14 protein-coding genes are annotated in these 16,897 nt (G+C 63.3%); 12 read left to right on the forward strand and 2 right to left on the reverse strand.

Features of this window, described 5'->3' with window-relative positions:
* Positions 1–52: 52 nt before the first annotated feature.
* From iolC to HED64_RS13010, 9 genes are all read left to right on the forward strand, one after another.
* Positions 53–1,051, forward strand: a complete 999-nt coding sequence (gene iolC / locus HED64_RS12970; RefSeq protein ID WP_168152438.1) for a 5-dehydro-2-deoxygluconokinase — start codon at positions 53–55, stop codon at positions 1,049–1,051.
* On the forward strand, positions 1,048–1,971 hold the full coding sequence (locus tag HED64_RS12975; protein WP_168152440.1) for a Cgl0159 family (beta/alpha)8-fold protein: 924 nt from the start codon (positions 1,048–1,050) through the stop codon (positions 1,969–1,971). Before iolC ends, HED64_RS12975 begins: the two co-directional genes overlap by 4 nt.
* A gap of 30 nt (positions 1,972–2,001) precedes the next feature.
* Positions 2,002–3,933 carry a 3D-(3,5/4)-trihydroxycyclohexane-1,2-dione acylhydrolase (decyclizing) gene (iolD, locus tag HED64_RS12980; RefSeq protein ID WP_168152594.1) on the forward strand — a complete coding sequence of 644 codons (1,932 nt, stop codon included), beginning with the start codon at positions 2,002–2,004 and terminating at the stop codon, positions 3,931–3,933.
* Positions 3,934–3,977: 44 nt separating this feature from the next.
* Positions 3,978–5,498, forward strand: coding sequence for a CoA-acylating methylmalonate-semialdehyde dehydrogenase (locus HED64_RS12985; protein WP_168152442.1), 1,521 nt, complete (start codon positions 3,978–3,980; stop codon positions 5,496–5,498).
* Positions 5,499–5,627: 129 nt separating this feature from the next.
* The gene (locus HED64_RS12990; RefSeq protein ID WP_168152444.1) at positions 5,628–6,560 is read left to right on the forward strand and encodes a sugar phosphate isomerase/epimerase family protein; all 933 of its coding nucleotides are present in this window, start codon (positions 5,628–5,630) and stop codon (positions 6,558–6,560) included.
* Positions 6,561–6,629: 69 nt separating this feature from the next.
* Entirely contained in the window at positions 6,630–7,643 is a 1,014-nt protein-coding gene (locus HED64_RS12995; RefSeq protein WP_168152446.1) for a Gfo/Idh/MocA family protein, read from the forward strand.
* Positions 7,644–7,665: 22 nt separating this feature from the next.
* Positions 7,666–8,550, forward strand: a complete 885-nt coding sequence (locus HED64_RS13000) for a sugar phosphate isomerase/epimerase family protein (RefSeq protein ID WP_168152448.1) — start codon at positions 7,666–7,668, stop codon at positions 8,548–8,550.
* 220 nt (positions 8,551–8,770) lie between these two features.
* The gene (locus HED64_RS13005) at positions 8,771–9,514 is read left to right on the forward strand and encodes a TIM barrel protein (RefSeq protein WP_168152450.1); all 744 of its coding nucleotides are present in this window, start codon (positions 8,771–8,773) and stop codon (positions 9,512–9,514) included.
* A 156-nt stretch (positions 9,515–9,670) separates the two neighbouring features.
* Entirely contained in the window at positions 9,671–11,170 is a 1,500-nt protein-coding gene (locus HED64_RS13010; RefSeq protein WP_168152452.1) for a sugar porter family MFS transporter, read from the forward strand.
* Positions 11,171–11,255: 85 nt separating this feature from the next.
* Here the strand turns inward: HED64_RS13010 and HED64_RS13015 are convergent, their stop codons facing one another.
* Positions 11,256–12,257: a LacI family DNA-binding transcriptional regulator gene (locus tag HED64_RS13015; RefSeq protein WP_168152454.1), complete on the reverse strand. Its 1,002-nt coding sequence runs from the start codon at positions 12,255–12,257 to the stop codon at positions 11,256–11,258.
* A gap of 116 nt (positions 12,258–12,373) precedes the next feature.
* Here HED64_RS13015 and HED64_RS13020 point away from each other — a divergent pair, with 116 nt between their 5' ends.
* Positions 12,374–13,462, forward strand: a complete 1,089-nt coding sequence (locus HED64_RS13020; RefSeq protein WP_168152456.1) for a Gfo/Idh/MocA family oxidoreductase — start codon at positions 12,374–12,376, stop codon at positions 13,460–13,462.
* Positions 13,459–14,229, forward strand: a complete 771-nt coding sequence (locus HED64_RS13025; protein ID WP_168152458.1) for a TIM barrel protein — start codon at positions 13,459–13,461, stop codon at positions 14,227–14,229. Before HED64_RS13020 ends, HED64_RS13025 begins: the two co-directional genes overlap by 4 nt.
* Positions 14,230–14,245: 16 nt before the next feature.
* On the opposite strand, the gene HED64_RS13030 is transcribed toward HED64_RS13025, so the two are convergent.
* Positions 14,246–15,451, reverse strand: coding sequence for a phytanoyl-CoA dioxygenase family protein (locus tag HED64_RS13030; protein ID WP_168152460.1), 1,206 nt, complete (start codon positions 15,449–15,451; stop codon positions 14,246–14,248).
* A 199-nt stretch (positions 15,452–15,650) separates the two neighbouring features.
* Between HED64_RS13030 and HED64_RS13035 the strand changes: the two genes are divergently transcribed.
* The gene (locus tag HED64_RS13035) at positions 15,651–16,682 is read left to right on the forward strand and encodes a substrate-binding domain-containing protein (protein ID WP_168152461.1); all 1,032 of its coding nucleotides are present in this window, start codon (positions 15,651–15,653) and stop codon (positions 16,680–16,682) included.
* Positions 16,683–16,897: the final 215 nt, after the last annotated feature.

Below are 16,897 nucleotides of genomic sequence, written 5' to 3' on the forward strand. Positions count from 1 at the left end.
CTGATGCGAAACCGCACAGCCAGGAACCAGCGAAGAAAGGACGTCGATCCGCGTGACTCACGACGTACTCACCATCGGACGCATCAGCGTCGACGTCTACCCGAACGACATCGGAGTCCCACTCGGCGAGGTGAACAGCTTCGGCAAGTACCTGGGCGGATCGCCCACAAACGTGGCTGTTGCCGCGGCCCGACACGGGCGCCGCACCGCAGTCATCACCCGCATCGGCGACGACGAGTTCGGCAGCTACCTTGAGCGCGAACTAGACAAGTTCAACGTCGACCGCCGGCATGTCAGCCGCGTGCCTGGACTGCAGACTCCCGTCACCTTCTGCGCCATCATGCCGCCGGAAGATTTCCCGCTCTACTTCTACGGCCGTTTCCCCACCGCGCCCGATTGGAAGATCGCCACCGAAGAACTCGATGTAGACGCCATCCGAAGTACACGGATTTTCTGGTCCACCGTCACCGGACTGAGCCAAGAACCCAGCGCCAGCGCCCACATCGCCGCACACGAAATAAGGTCCCGCGACACCTTGCGGCCAGACCAATTCACTGTCCTGGATCTGGATTACCGCCCCATGTTCTGGGAGTCGGAAGAGGCCGCCCGGCTGCAAGTCGCCAAGATCCTTCCCCACGTCACCGTGGCCATCGGCAACGACAAGGAATGTGCCGTGGCCGTCGGTGAAGGCACTCCCGACGAGCAGGCTGATCGACTGTTGGCCGCTGGTGTAGAAATTGCCGTGGTCAAGCTGGGCGCCGAGGGCGTCATGGCCAAGACCCGCACCGAACGCGTGGTCTCCGCCCCGGTGCCGGTGCAGACCGTCAACGGGCTCGGGGCCGGAGATTCCTTCGGTGGAGCCTTCTGCCACGGTCTGCTCTCCGGCTGGCCCTTGGAACAAGTCCTTGACTATGCCAACGCGTCGGGCGCCATCGTCGCGTCCCGGCTGGCCTGCTCCGACGACATGCCCACTCCATCCGAGGTCAACGCATTGTTGGCCGAACGTGGCCGCACCGTACCCGGGCCAGCAACCATCGAGGTCTCCCCATGAGCGCCAACCCGTCCGCCGATCGCGAAGATCCGCGCCGCTACGAACATTTGACCACCCTCCGTCTGGAAGATCCGAGCGCCGTGGCCCGTGCTGCGACCACCCGAATCCGCCACGAGGGCGCGCGCGCCGGGAAACAGAACTTCATCATCGCCGCCGACCACCCCGCACGCGGCGCGCTATCGGTTGGCAATCGCACCATGGTCATGGCAGACCGCCGCGAACTGCTGGACCGACTCCAGATTGCCTTGCAAAACCCCGCCGTTGACGGCATCTTGGCCAGCCCCGACATCCTTGATGACCTGTTGCTGCTAGGCGCACTTGATCACAAATTGGTCTTCGGTTCAATGAACCGCGGGGGGCTATCCGGCTATGTTAACGAATTTGATGATCGTTTCACCGGGCACACGGCCCAGGCGCTGGCCAACATCGGCGCAGACGGTGGCAAGATGCTCACCCGCATCGCCTTGGGCGACCCCGCAACGGCCGTAACCCTCGAAGCCACCGCCCATGCCATCGACGAACTGGCGCAGCGCAAGCTGATCGCCATGGTTGAGCCGTTCCTTTCCGAATGGCACCAGGGCAAGGTCCGCAACGATCTGAGCCCCGATGCGGTGATCAAGTCGATCGGCATCGCGTCCGGACTCGGCGGCACCAGCGCCTACACCTGGATGAAACTTCCGGTGGTGCCCGAGATGGAACGAGTCATGGCAGCCACCACGTTGCCCACCGTATTACTCGGTGGAGACCCAGCAGGATCCCCGGATGAAGTCTTCGCATCCTGGCAAGCGGCATTGGCCCTACCCGGGGTCCAAGGACTCACCGTCGGTCGCACCCTGCTTTATCCGCAGGACGGCGACGTCGCCGCAGCGGTAGCCACCGCAGCCTCCCTGCTTAACCCCGCCAACATCCCCGCCGAATAGGAGCACCGCAGAGTAATGGCTACACGCAGAATGACTGTCGCCCAGGCCGTCGTGGAATTCCTGGGCAAGCAATACACCGTGGATAACATCGGTGCCGAGTCCTATCGCGAACGACTCATCCCGGGCATGTTCGGTATTTTCGGGCATGGCAACGTGGCAGGAGTGGGCCAGGCGCTGAAGCAGTGGCAGGTGCGCGATCCCGCCCTCATGCCCTACTACCAGGGCCGAAACGAGCAGGCCCAGTCGCACCAGGCCGTCGGCTATGCCAGACACACTCGTCGCCGAGCTACCTACGCGGTTTCCACCTCCATTGGACCGGGCTCCTCCAATCTGCTCACCGGCGCGGCTCTGGCCACGGCCAACCGCCTCCCGGTGCTCTTGTTGCCCTCCGATACCTTCGCCACCCGGGCCGCGGATCCGGTGCTGCAGCAGCTGGAACATTCACACGGCTACGACATCACCGTCAACGACGCCTTCCGACCGCTGTCCAAGTACTTCGACCGAGTCAACCGCCCCGAGCAGCTGTTCTCAGCGATGCTGCACGGACTGCGGGTGCTCACCGATCCGGCCGAGACCGGGGCGGTGACCATCTCCCTGCCCCAAGACGTGCAGGCAGAGGTCTTTGATGTGCCAGAGGAATTCCTGGCAGAACGAGACTGGAAAATTCGTCGACCCGAACCCGAGGCGGATGACATCGCCCGTGCCGCGGCAATGATCAAGGCTGCAAAGCGCCCGCTAATTATTGCTGGCGGAGGCGTCTTGTACTCCTTCGCCCAAGAGGCGCTGCTGGAACTGGCCCAAAAAACCGGCATCCCGGTCGCCTACACTCAGGCCGGTGTCGGAACCATCGCCTGGGACTCTCCCCATTCTCTGGGCGCCATCGGTTCCACCGGTACCACCGCTGCCAACGCGCTGGCCGCCGAGGCCGATCTGGTCATTGGTGTCGGGACCCGCTACGAGGATTTCACCACCGCCTCACGCACCGCTTTCCAGAACCCCGATTTGCGCTTCATCAACATCAACGTCGCACCGCTAGACGCCTACAAGCACGGCACCGCGCTGCCTATCGTCGCCGATGCACGCAAGGCATTGAACGCACTGAACATTGCCCTGGGTGGGTACCGCGTTGGCGCCGATCTTCAATCCATGATCGCCGCCGAAAAGAAGCGTTGGGATGCGACTGTTGACGAGGCATTCTCCACCCGGCACAACCCGTTGCCGGCGCAAAATGAGATCATCGGCGCCGTTCACGGCGCCATGGACGAACGCGACGTGGTCATCTGTGCTGCCGGGTCATTGCCCGGCGATCTGCACAAGATGTGGCGCATCAAGGATGCCTACGGCTACCACGTGGAATACGCGTTCTCCTGCATGGGGTATGAGATTGCCGGCGGCCTGGGCGTTAAACGCGCAGTCATCGACGAGGCGACCCGCGGTGCGGCAGATAACCGCGACGTGGTGGTCATGGTCGGCGACGGCTCCTACCTGATGATGCACACCGAATTAGTCACCGCGGTGGCCGAGGGAATCAAACTAATCACCGTGCTGATCCAGAACCACGGTTACGCCTCCATCGGCTCGCTCTCCGAATCCTTGGGTTCCCAACGCTTTGGCACTCAATACCGTGAGTTGGACGCAAAAACGCATTCCTTCGACGCCGGAGAAAAACTGCCCATCGATCTGGCCACCAACGCCGAGTCCCTGGGCGTGCGGGTCATCAGGATCGAACCGGGCACCGACGCGATCAGCAAACTCGCCGAGGCCGTGAGTACGGCCAAGGCCGCACCGGAAGGCAGTGGACCCATCCTGATCCATGTTGAATCCGACCCACTGCTGGACGCCCCGGATTCCGAATCCTGGTGGGACGTGCCGGTCTCCGGGGAATCGGACCTCGAGAGCACCCGAGCCGCTTTCGATACCTACACCGGGCACAAGGCGCGCCAACGCCCGTTCCTGGGCTAACCCCTCACCTCAACGAACTCACACCACAGAAGGACTGTCTTTTCATGAGCATCACTACTCAGGCCACCTCGGTGACCACCATCCAGCACGTCATCAATGGTCTTGAGACCTCCGGCGAGGGAACCACCACCCAGCCGGTCTACAACCCGGCCACCGGTGAAATCACCGCCAACTTGGCGCTGGCTTCCGCAGCCGACGTGGAAGCAACAGTTGCTGCCGCCCGCACGGCAGCCGATTCCTGGGGGGACACCTCCATCGCCAAGCGCACCGCGGTGCTCTTCAAGTTCCGCGAATTGCTGGCAGCCAACACCGACGCCCTGGCCCACATTGTCACCGCCGAACATGGCAAGGTCCTCTCCGACGCCGCCGGTGAAATTGGTCGCGGATTAGAAGTTGTTGAATACGCCTGCGGCATCTCGCAGTCGCTCAAGGGCGAATACTCCGACCAGGTCTCCACCGGCATCGATGTCTTCTCCTTCCGCCAGCCCCTTGGCGTGGTCGCCGGCATCACCCCCTTCAACTTCCCGGTGATGGTCCCGCTCTGGATGGCACCCGTCGCGATCGCCGCTGGCAACGCATTTATCCTCAAGCCCTCCGAGCGTGACCCCTCCGCGGCAGTGTTCATGGCTCGCCTTTTCAAGGAAGCTGGACTTCCCGACGGCGTCTTCCAGGTCCTGCACGGTGGCAAGGAAACTGTTGACGGTTTATTGCACCATCCGCTGATCGACGGAATCTCCTTCGTCGGCTCCACCCCCATCGCCAAGTACGTCCATGAGACGGCTACCGCCAACGGCAAGCGTGTCCAAGCGCTGGGTGGGGCAAAAAACCACGCGGTGATCATGCCCGATGCCGACATGGAACTTGCTGCAGACCACCTCACGGCCGCCGCCTTCGGTTCCGCCGGACAGCGCTGCATGGCCATCTCCGTGGCAGTTGCCGTCGGCTCCGCCGCCGACGTCCTGGTGGACAAGCTGGTGGCCCGCGCCAAGGACATCAAGGTGTCCCACGGCATGGATGCCGAGGCCGACATGGGCCCGGTCATCACCCCGGTCTCCAAGACCCGCGTCGAAAAGATCGTGGGTGAGGCAGCTGAGGCCGGTGCCGCGATCATCGTTGACGGCCGCGACCTGGTGGTCAAGGACCACGAAAACGGCTTCTTCGTTGGCCCGACCATCATCGACAAGGTCAACACCGAAATGAGTGCCTACACCGAGGAAATCTTCGGACCGGTTCTGGCCATCGTGCGCGTCGCAACCCTCGCCGAAGCCATCGAGGTGGTGAACGCCAACCCGTACGGTAATGGCACCGCGATCTTCACCTCCAACGGTGCCGATGCACGCACCTACACGCGTCGTGTCCACGTCGGTATGGTCGGGGTCAACATCCCGCTGCCGGTTCCGGTGGCCTGGCACTCCTTCGGCGGCTGGAAGAACTCGCTCTTTGGTGAGCACCACATCTACGGTGCCGATGGTGTGCGCTTCTACACCCGGGGCAAGGCCGTGACCCAGCGCTGGCCAGAACACAAGGAAGAATCCAATGCTTCCTTCGCGTTCCCCTCGAACTAGGGCGCTAGCCCACTAAAAGCCCTCGGGAACCCAAAAACGCCCGGGGCACCGGTGGCGGGCCCGAACCGCCCGCCACCACAGCAACAGCACACACTTCACGTCACGACTCCTGAGAGAAAGGTCCGCGAGATGCCGGACATCGAGAACAAGCTCATCATTGGCACGGCTCCGGATTCGTGGGGCGTCTGGTTCCCGGATGATGTCAAGCAGACCCCCTGGGAACGATTCCTGGATGAGGTCGTTGAATCCGGGTATAAGACCATCGAGCTGGGTCCCTACGGTTATCTGCCGACCGATCCGGTGCGGTTGGCCGAGGAACTGACGGCTCGTGACCTGAAGGTGTGTGCGGGGACGGTATTCACCGCCTTCCACCGCGGCCTCGACGGCAGTGCCGCGGCGTGGGACGAAGCCTGGGAACCAGCACGCCAGGTAGCCGAACTCACCGCCGCCATGGGAGGAGAACACATTGTGGTCATCCCCGCCATGTGGCGCGATGACGTCACGGGTGAAGCGGTGGAAAGTGAGCAGCTCAGTGCCGCTGGCTGGGATGCACTTTTCACCGGCCATGACCGGCTGGGCAAGATCCTCCTGGAGGACTTCGGGCTGAAGCAGCAGTTCCATTCGCACGCCGATTCGCACGTCTGCGCCCAAGTGGACATCGAAACCTTCCTGCAGAACACCGACCCCGCCTACACCAACCTCTGTCTAGACACCGGTCATGCCGAATATGGGGGAGCCTCCTCGCTGGAATTGATCCGCAAGCACCCCGAGCGCATCGGATACCTGCACCTAAAGCAGATCGACCCGGGTGTGCTGGCCACGGTTCGTGAACAGAATATGACCTGGGCAGCTGCCAACAAGGCGGGGGTCATGGTGGAACCACCCAACGGGTTGCCCGACCTGCGCGCGGTGATCGAGGCCGTGGAGGCCCTGAACAAGCCCGTCTACGGGATCGTTGAACAGGATATGTACCCGGTCTTAGACTTCTCGGTTCCCATGCCCATTGCCAAGCGCACCGCCACACACTTGCTCTCCTGCGGTTCACGCACGCGCGTCCGCTAGCACCACCCTCACCCCCCAACGCTGCTGGCCTCTTAAAAAGGGGCTCTTAAAGACAAGGAAACACCCCAGATGAGTTCACCATTGCGCGTAGCGGTCATTGGAGCCGGACGTATGGGCGCTGATCACATCCAGCGCCTGCATCACCGGATCTCCGGTGCCGTTGTTGCCGCCGTTGTTGACATCGATGAGGTCAGGGCCAATGCCGCCATCGCCGGGATTGAGGGCGCCGTGGCGCTCACCGACGCCCAGCTGGCTCTGGACTCCGCTGACATCGATGCGATCCTGATCGCCACCCCGGGATTCTTACATCAGGACATCTTGTTTAAGGCCCTGGAGCGGGACATCCCGATCCTCTGCGAAAAGCCGCTGACCCCGGATGCCGAGTCGTCCTGGGCCGTGGTGCAGGCCGAGGCCAAGCTGGGCCGCAAGCGCATTCAGGTTGGCTTCATGCGCCGCTACGACGCCGAATACGCCCAGTTGCGTGAGCTGATTGCCGGTGGGGACTTGGGCGAGCTGCTGATGCTCCACCACCAGCACCGCAACCCCGACACCCCGGCTGGCTTCACCAACGAGATGCTGATCAACGACTCGGTCGTCCACGAGTTTGATGCCATCCGTTTCTTTACCGGCGAGGAAATCACCTCGGTGCAAGTGCGTCTGGGCAAGGCCACCAAAAACGCCCCGGAAGGCCAGCATGACCCGCAGCACGTGCTCCTTGAGACCGAGTCCGGTGTTCTGGCCGACGTGGAAATCTACGTCAATGCACTCTTTGGTTACGAGGTCGCTACCCAGGCGTCCTTCGAAACCGGCATCGTGTCCATCGGCAACGATTCGGGACCGTATGTACGCACCTCTGGTAAATGGGGAGGCAACGTCACCCCCGGTTTTGAGGAACGTTTTGGTGCCGCCTACGATACCGAGATTCAGGCCTGGGTTGATGCCGCGGCAGTCGGGGAATTGGGTGGACCGAGCGCCTGGGATGGCTACGCCACCGCAGCCTGCTGTGAGGCGGGCGTCGAGGCCCAGCGCACCGGCGACAAAGTCGCAGTGAAGCTCAACGAAAAGCCAGCCCTGTACAGCTAGCCACGAGATTTAGGATCCATCGATGAAGATTGCTCTTGACCCCACTCCGTTCCATCACAGCCATTCGCTGCTGGAATTTCCCGAGCTGGCCGCAGAACTTGGTTACAAATATCTGCAGCTGACCCCGCACCAGGACCTGCTGCCCTTCTTCACCCACCCGAAGGCGGATGACCAACTGGTCGCCGATCTGAAGACCGCCTGCACAAAGGCCGGTATTGAAATCGCCTCGGTACTGCCGGTGCATCGCTGGTCATCCCCGGATCCGGTGCTGCGCGAGGCTGCCGTACGCTATTGGAAGCGCGCTATCCAGATCACCGTGGATTTGGGTGTGAACCAGATGAACACCGAGTTCTCTGGTCGCCCCGAACTGCCGGAGGAATCCGAGGCGGCGTTCTACCGCTCCATGGAGGAACTTGTTCCACTCTTCGAATCCGAAGGTATCAATGTTGCCTTCGACCCGCATCCGGATGACTTTGTGGAGGAAGGGCTGGCGGGCTGGCGGGTCATTCGAGGAGTTAATTCTCCCAACCTGTCCTTTGCCTACGTCGCGGCGCATACCTTCCACATGAAGGATGAGCCGTTGGAGATCATGGCCGCAGTAGGCCAGAAGCTACGCGTGGTGCACGTTGCCGACACCATGAATCATCACGCCTCGCACGGGTTGCGTTACATCACCAATCCGCCGGGCAATGCGGTGCGTGTGCATCAGCACCTGAAAATCGGTGATGGTGATGTGAACTGGGACGAATTCTTTGGGGGACTGGCCGATAACGGCTTCACCTCCCGCGAGGAATCCGTCATGGTGTCGTGTGTTTTTGCGGAAAATGAAAACGCCAAGGAAGTCGCAAAGTACCAGCTGCAAACCATGCGCAGCAGCGTGGCCGCGGCCGAGGCGGCACGAGTCTAGTCATCACCGCTTGCGTCCGGCCCCGAGGGGCCGGACGCAAGCACTTTAACCGGAAGGTGCACCGCCATGGAGATAGGAATGATCACGGCCTCGCTGTCCTCACGCAGCTTCGATGATGTCGTGGACATCTCAGCTGACCTGGGGCGCCTCGCACCTGGACCGTTTGCTGGGCTCCGAGACGGCGCGTGCGGACTATCTGGGTAAGGTCGCCTAGCACGGCTTGCGCATCAGCGCACTGAACGCGAATGGGAACCAGCTGCACCCGGTGTCGACTCCGGCGCCGGACGCCGTATTGCGCAAAACGGTCCGCCTAGCGCGACTTATGGAAGTGCCCATAATCGTGTGCATGTCCGGGTTGCCCGCGGCGCCGGGGGACAGCTCACCGAACTGGGTGAGCAGCTCGTGGCCGCCGGAGAACGTGACAATCTTGGAACATCAGTGGGAGCAGGTCGCGATTCCTTACTGGAGGGATTTTGCGTTCTTCGCCGCGGAGCAGTCCGTCCAATTGGCCATTCAGCCGTGCTTCGCTCAGCTGATCTATAACGCCTCGACTGCCCGGCGGCTGATCGATTCCGTGGGTAGCCGGTCTATCGGGGTCAACCTGGATCCCTCGCACCTGATGGCCATGGGCGCCGATATCCCGAGCGTGATTCGCGCGCTCGCCGGATCGATCGTCCATGTCCAGGCCAAGAGCGATCTACTGAACGCGCCGATTGTGGCGGCCAACGGTTTGCACGACGGCACGGCCATGACGCTGCCGCAGGATCGAGCGTGGAACTACGAGACGCTGGGCCTGGGGCATCCAGCCGGTGAATCCGTAGGGATGCCGGATCGTCATGCGAGATGTTCTTTCACGAGGAATTATCCCTATTTGAACGCCGAGGCCCAGGTCATCTCGGGTGCCCTGGAAGGGTCTTTCTGCCTTCAAATTTCTTGCCATCCATTGCATCGGACAACCAAATGACGTAATGTCCTTACATACTGATTTCGTGAAGTGTGTCACTCTCTTCGGTGGTAAAGCACAATGCTCCGGTCGCCCGGATCGCAGACCCGGTCTCCTTGAATCCTCGAGCTTCCACCGACCCCATGCGCTTCAACCGGTCACAACAAAGGAGTTTCCATGTCCGAAAAGCATCAGGTCTTGGCTGGGGCAAAGCTGCCCCCATTGACGCCGGGACCTCATCAGAAGCGAATCGGACTGATCTCGATCGTCGCCTGTTTCGGTGGCCTCCTGTTCGGATACGACACCGGCGTGGCTAACGGCGCTGAGGGGCCGATGGCCGAGGAGCTGGGACTGAGCCTGATCCAGATCGGCGTGGTCATCAGTTCGCTGGTGTTCGCCGCCGCCTTCGGCGCGTTGGTCTGCGGTCAGATTTCCGACCTGTGGGGACGCCGCAAGACCATCATCCTGCTTGCGGTGCTGTTCTTCGTGGGCACATTGCTGGTGATCTTCTCCCCGGGCGGCCCGGAACATGGCACGTTCTCACCGGCAGGCTTCGCCATACTGGTGGCGGGGCGAATCATGCTGGGTATTGCCGTGGGCGGAGCCTCCACCGTCGTCCCGATCTACCTGGCCGAGATCGCCCCCTACGAGATCCGCGGCTCGATCACCGGACGCAACGAGCTGGCCATCGTCGTCGGGCAGCTGTCCGCGTTCGTCATCAATGCGATCATCGCCGCGACCCTTGGCGGCACCATCGATGGCATCTGGCGCTTCATGTTCGCCATCTGTGCGATTCCGGCGGTCGCATTGTTCATTGGCATGCTGCGGATGCCCGAATCCCCGCGCTGGCTTGTCGAGAAGCGCCGCTACGCCGAGGCGCTGCGGGTGCTGAAAACCGTGCGTCCCGCGGAACGAGCCCTGGCCGAACTACACGATGTTCAGCGCACCGCCGCCGCGGAGAAAAAGGGCAACAAGCCGATTGGCATCAAGGCCATCGTGACCAACAAGTGGCTCATGCGCATCATTCTCGTCGGCATCGGCGTATCCATGGCCCAACAGCTGACCGGCATTAACTCGATCATGTACTACGGCACCCGCGTGCTGGAGGAATCCGGCATGTCCGCTCAGCAGGCGGTGCTCGCGAATATCGCCTTCGGTGTAGTCGCCGTGGTTGGCGGCGTCATTGCCCTGCGGAACATGGACCGCATCGACCGCCGGAAGACGTTCCTGATCGGCCTGTCGCTGACCACTCTTTGCCACGTGCTGGTCGGTGTTGCTGGCATGCTGCTGCCCGAGGGCAGCGCCGCCCGTCCCATCGTGATCCTCATTCTCGTCGTTGCGTTCGTCTTCTCGATGCAGACATTCCTGAACGTCGCCGTGTGGGTGTGGCTGGCCGAAATCTTCCCGCTGCACATGCGCGGCCTGGGCATCGGCATCTCCGTGTTCTTCGGCTGGACCACCAACGGCTTCCTAGCGTTGTTATTCCCGTCGATGGTCTCGGGGATCGGGATCACCGGTTCATTCTTCCTCTTCGCCGGAATCGGTGTGCTCGCCCTGATCTTCGTGGCCACCCAGGTCCCTGAGACTCGCGGCCGTACCCTGGAAGACCTCGAGGACGATGTCTCCACCGGTGCGATCTACCTCATTCGTGCGGAAGACGCCGAGGCCAACTCGTAGATCACGGTGAAACTCCCGGACTGATGCACGGGAAAGGGGGGGGGCGAACCGAGCTCGATCGGTTAGCCCCCTTATCGGTGATCCATCAGTGTTTTGAGGTGGCGCTACTTCCCCGCACTACCAGATGCGGGGCATGCCGGCTGGAGGCTGCGCCCGGTGACGTAGCCGCGGCCATTGCAGCCGAGGCCAGCGCGGCGACATCCTGGCGCACGCTGGTCAGGTCTGCATGGGCCAGCCGAGCGAATTCGCTGTCGTCGAACCCGGTCAGTGCGATCTGGTCCGGCACCCGGAGGCCGGCCAGATCGATCGCCCTGCGGGCGCCCAGCGCGGCCCTGTCGTTGAACGCCAGTACCGCGGTGGCCCGCTGATCGGCCGCTGTCTCCCGTAGGTAGGCGTCCAACACGTCGAAGGTGGTGCTCTCATCTGCTCCGGCGCCGAGCACGGTTCCGACGACGTTGCCGTTCGCGCGGGCCACAGCTCGCTCGAAGGCGGTACGCCGCTGGGCGGCCGCCACGGCGTGGCCACCGTCCAAATGCAGCAGCCGGCGGTGCCCGAGATGCAATAGGTGCGCCACTAGTTCGTCGATTCCCGCGGCCTCGTCGGTGAGCACCGAGGGCAGCTGGCGGTAGCCGCGCAACAAGCTCACCACCGGCACTTGGCTGGCCACCTGCGCCATTTGTGCCGCCGGGAGGGTGGGGGAGATGCCGATGATGGCCTCCGCCCCCGCATCGATGAGGGTATTCAGAACGCGGCGCTCGTCGCGATTGCCTCCGATCGCGCCCAAGATGATCTCGTAACCCCGTGCCTCGGCCTCGGCGTACAGGGCATCGGCCAGCTCGGCGTGCACGGGCTCGCCCAGCCGCAGTGCCACTCCGACGGTCCGGTTGTGGTGGCTGCGCAGTGAACGCGCGCGCGAATCCGGCCGATATCCAAGCTCCAGCGCGGCGGCTTTGACCTTGGTGCGGGATGCCTCGCTGGCGCCCTCGGTGCCGCGCATGACGATAGAGGCCAAGGCCACGGAGACGCCGGATTCCCGGGCCACATCCGCAAGGGTGGGGCGTCGGGCCGGGGGAGTGCTCGGGGCCATGGGGGTGCCTTTCGTAAATTCACCTAGAACGATCTAGACGATTGTTTCACAGTGTGGCATAGTTGCCGGGAAAGCAGATACTAGAACGTTCTAGAAGAGAAGGGTGATACCCCGTAATGTCATACTCACTTGAATTGCCCCCGGCCAAGGAAACGATCCGCATTGCCGTCATCGGTTGCGGATGGATCGGTGCCTTCCATGCCCGTACACTGGCAGGCAACCTGCCCGGGGTGAGGCTCGAGGCTCTAGCCGATCCGGCTCCCGGAGCCGCGGCTGCACTGGCCGCCGAGCTGGGCATTTCCAAGCACACCACCGACCCTGCCGATCTCTTCGCGGATCCTGACATCGACGGTGTGCTCATCGCGGCACCCTCGGCCGTCCATTCGGCACTGATAATCCAGGCAGCGGCCGCAGGAAAACACATTTTCTGTGAGAAGCCGGCCGGCCACGGGCTCGAAGAACTGCGCGCGGCCCTGGACGCCGTCGAACGTGCTGGCGTCGAATTCCAGATCGGCTTCAACCGGCGCTTCGCCTCCGACTTCGCCGAGGCTAAGAAGCGCATCCAGGCCGGGGACCTGGGCGAGGTGCAGCTGATGCGCTCGCTGACCCGCGACCCGGGGGTCGCCGAAGGCATCGCAAATGCAGAGCGCATCAAGCCCAACACCATCTTCACCGAAACCCTCATCCACGATTTCGACGCGCTGAACTGGTACAACGAGGGTGCCAGGGTGACCGAGGTGCGTGCCATCGCCGATGCCCTGGTTGAACCCGGCTACCGCGAGGCGGGCCTGCTGGACACCGCAGTGGTGACGCTGCGCTACGACAACGGGGCGATCGCGGTGGCCGAGGCCAGCTTCAGCGCCCTCTACGGCTACGATGTGCGCGGGGAAATCTTCGGTTCCGCGGGAATGACCGTGGCCGGCAACCCGGTGCAGCTCCACAGCGGCAGCTACACCGCGGCCGGGGCACTGGCGCCCACCTCGCGCGTGAACACCGAGCTCTTCGCCCAGGCCTACCGCGACGAACTGGCACACTTCGCCCGGATCATCGCCGCACGCAAGGGCCTTGGTGAGGCCCCGACGGTGCCCACGCCCGGGGCGCAGGCAGCCATCGACGCACTGGAAATCGCCCTGGCTTGTGTCGAATCCGTGCGTACCGGTGCGCCCGTTGTGCTCGAGCGCGCAACCATGGGCGGTGTCCTTTGAGCCTTGAACTAGCGGTCTGTGCGGAAATGGTGTTCCTCGAGCTTCCCTTCGTCGAACGCGTGAAGAAGCTCCACGCGTTAGGTTTCGGGATCGAGATGTGGGATTCGCGCACCAAGGACCTCGCTGCACTGAAGGCGACGGGCGCGAACTTCGGCTCGATGACCGGTTACTCCGCCGGAAGCCTCGTGGACCCGGAGGGAAGCGCGGAGGTTCTGCGCACCGCGGCGGAGCTGATCCCCACGGCCCTGGAACTGGGCATCAAACGCCTGGTCATCCACCCCGCGGAACTTATCGACGGGCAGGCGGCGAACCCGCGCCATCGCGCCACCGGGCAAATGTGGCTGACCGCTTCGCGCACCCTAGAGAAGCTCGGCGCGCTCGGCGTGGAACACGGGGTGGTGTTCGTGCTCGAGAACCTCAACACGATCCTGGACCACCCCGGGATTCCACTGGGGCGGGCCAAGGACACCCTGGCGCTGGTGGCCGGCGTGGGGCACCCCAATGTGAAGATGATGCTTGACCTCTACCACGCGCAGATCGGGGAGGGTAACCTCATCCAGCTACTACGCGATTCCCTGCCCCATCTCGGCGAGGTCCAGGTGGCCGACGTACCGGGACGTTGCGAACCCGGCACGGGGGAGATCAACTATCCGGCAATCGCGGCCGAGCTGCACTCGCTGGGCTACTCGGGTCCCGTGGGGCTCGAGGGCTGGGCCTCCGGGGATCCGGAGGAAGCCCTTGCCAGCTTCAGGAACGCTTTCTCCTGAAGCCAGCAATCCCAAGCTAGGCCGTAGGGAGCCCGGTGCCCAGGCGCCGGGCTCCCTGTGCGTCTAAGGCGTCGTTGAGCTCGGCCGGGAATCCGGAGCGCGCGAGGTGCTCGGCCACCAGCTCGGCCTGCGACTGCGGGGCGAGCCCTCCGATTGGCTGGTCCAGATCCAGATTGGTGGGGAAGGCATAGCCCTCCGCCGAGGCGGCAATGATGTTGTGCAGGGCGGCCTCCGAGGATCCCGCGGATTTGAGTTCCAGCAGCACCGGGTACAGGGCCTTGCTCATGGCCGTGCGGTCCACCGTTTCCATGGCCCGTCCGAAGGCGGAGGAGACCTGGAGCAGGTTTGCCATGCGCTTGATGTCGGCTGAAACGTTGGTGCCGGCTCCATGGAACAACGCCGGGTTGAAGAACGCTGCGTCCCCCTTGGACAAAGGTAGCTGGGCATAATTGGCCTGAAAGTATTCGGTGAAGTCCTCCCGGTGGAAGGCCAGGAAGCCCGGGGCGTACTTGTGGGAGTGCGGTAGGTAGAGAGTGGGACCCGATTCCAGGGGCATGTCGCAATGTGCGACGGCCCCCTGCAGGGTCAGCGCCGGGGTGAGCAGATGGGCGTGGGCAGGGTAGGCAGCGGCCTGCTCTGCGGACATGAACCCCAGGTGGTAGTCGCGGTGCGCGCGTTGGGCGCTGCCGCCGGGATTCACCACATTGACCTGGCTGGTCACCTGGTAGTTGGGTCCTAGCCAGGCCTCCGACACCAGGGCGAGAATATCCGAGGCATAGTAGGCGGCGAAGACCTCCGGGTCGGCCAAGGCCAGTTTGTCTAGGGCGCCCCAGACCCTGTCGTTGGCACCGGGCTTGGCGAAGTGGTCCCCGCCGGTGACCCCTGCGGCCTTCTGGGCCGCGATGAGGTTGTCGAAGGCGGCAGTGGCGCGGTCCACAACGGACGTGTCGGGGAAGGCGCCCTTGAAGACCACGATGCCCGGGCCCTCGGTGAGCGCCTTGGCCAATTCGGCCTGGACGTCGGTGCGCTCGGCCGGGTCGTCCAGGTAGGAATGCAGTCGCGGGCCGTAAATGAGCACGTTCTGCTCCACTGCATCGGCATACGGGTAGTCTTCCAACCGCGTGGCCGCGGACACGACCTGCTTGAAGTCCTCCAGATTGCAGGCTTCGGTGCGGAACCAACGGCTGGCGGCGGCGGAGGAGTAGGTCGGGGTGATGGTCACGGAAATTGTCCTTTCGGAAGACCGGTGCGTAAAACTGTCCGGTGGGAATTGGGCGCCTCAGGAAAACGTCAGCTGCACCACAACGTCTTGGTGTGGTGGTCCGGGCTGATTCGGCTTTCGGCTACGTACCATTCTCCGAATATTCGGGGGTGGGATACTAGGGTGGAGTCCATCAAAAACACCTCAGGAGGGCATCATCGTGGCGCATAGGTTTTCCATCCGGGAAATTGCCCGGCAGGCGGGGGTCAGCGACGCCACGGTGGACAGGGTCATCCACGCCAGAGCCGGCGTCCGTGCCGGAACCATCGGGCAGGTGAAGCAGGCAATTGTCGATCTGGAAGCACAAAGCACGCAGCTTGAGCTCTCCGGCCGTCAATTCATGATCGACGTGGTGGTGGATGCCCCGGCCCGCTTCCACATGGCGGCCCGTCGTGCACTTGAAGCCGAATTGCCGTTGCTGCGTCCGGCGGCATTCCGTGCCCGTTTCCACATGCGCGAACGTTGGGCAGCAGGTTCGCTAGTGCTCGAGCTTGATGCCATCATTCGGCGCGGCTCGCACGGGGTTCTGCTCAAGGCTCCGGACACCCCGGAGATTGCCGCGGCTGTCCAACGCCTGTTCCAGGCCGGGATCCCCGTGGTCACCTTCGTCACCGACCTTCCTCGCAGCCCCCGTCTGGCCTATGTCGGCATGGACAACAGAGCCGCCGGTGCGACCGCGGCCTACCTGATGAACTCATGGCTGGTCGGATGCCACGGATCGGTGGCCGTGACACTGAGCAGCGGGATCTTCCAGGGCGAGGAAGAGCGGGAGATGGGGTTCCGCGCCACGATGCGTTCCCTGGGCGGGCGGAGGGACGTTCATTACCTGCCTGCCTCTGATGGCTTGGACAGTACCGCCTATGAGCTGATGCGCACGGCGCTCGCCGAATATCCTGACCTGTCGGGCGTGTATTCACCGGGCGGTGGAAACCCCGGCTTGGCCCGGGCCTGGCGGGAAGCCGGGCACATGCCCAAGGTGTTCATCGGCCATGACCTCAACCCGGAAAATGCCCTGCTGCTCGCCGACGGCACCCTTAGCGTGGTCCTTCACCACAAGCTGCAGGGAGATATGCATTCGGCCTGCCGGGCGCTGATGCATTTCCACGGGGCATTACCCGGAGGGTGGACGCCGCCGCCCACGCCCATTGACGTGATCACCCCGTACAACATGCCACTAGGGCCACATCGGTAGGCCTTCGACACTGCACGGAAGAGCACTCGCCTTGATGCTCGGAACCATTCGGTGACAAGCACGCGGTTGTGCGTCGATAGGTCCCCGAACCGCCCCGTGGTTTCCGCAGCAGCGCCGTGGAGTGCCGACAGCGCGCGACCCTGGCCAAAACATCTCGGCGCGCAGCGGTGAGCCTCCGTAGTGCCATTGTCCCCTTGGCTCGTCCCGGCACCATG

It is taken from the genome of Paeniglutamicibacter terrestris, assembly GCF_012271785.1.
Lineage (GTDB): Bacteria > Actinomycetota > Actinomycetes > Actinomycetales > Micrococcaceae > Paeniglutamicibacter > Paeniglutamicibacter terrestris.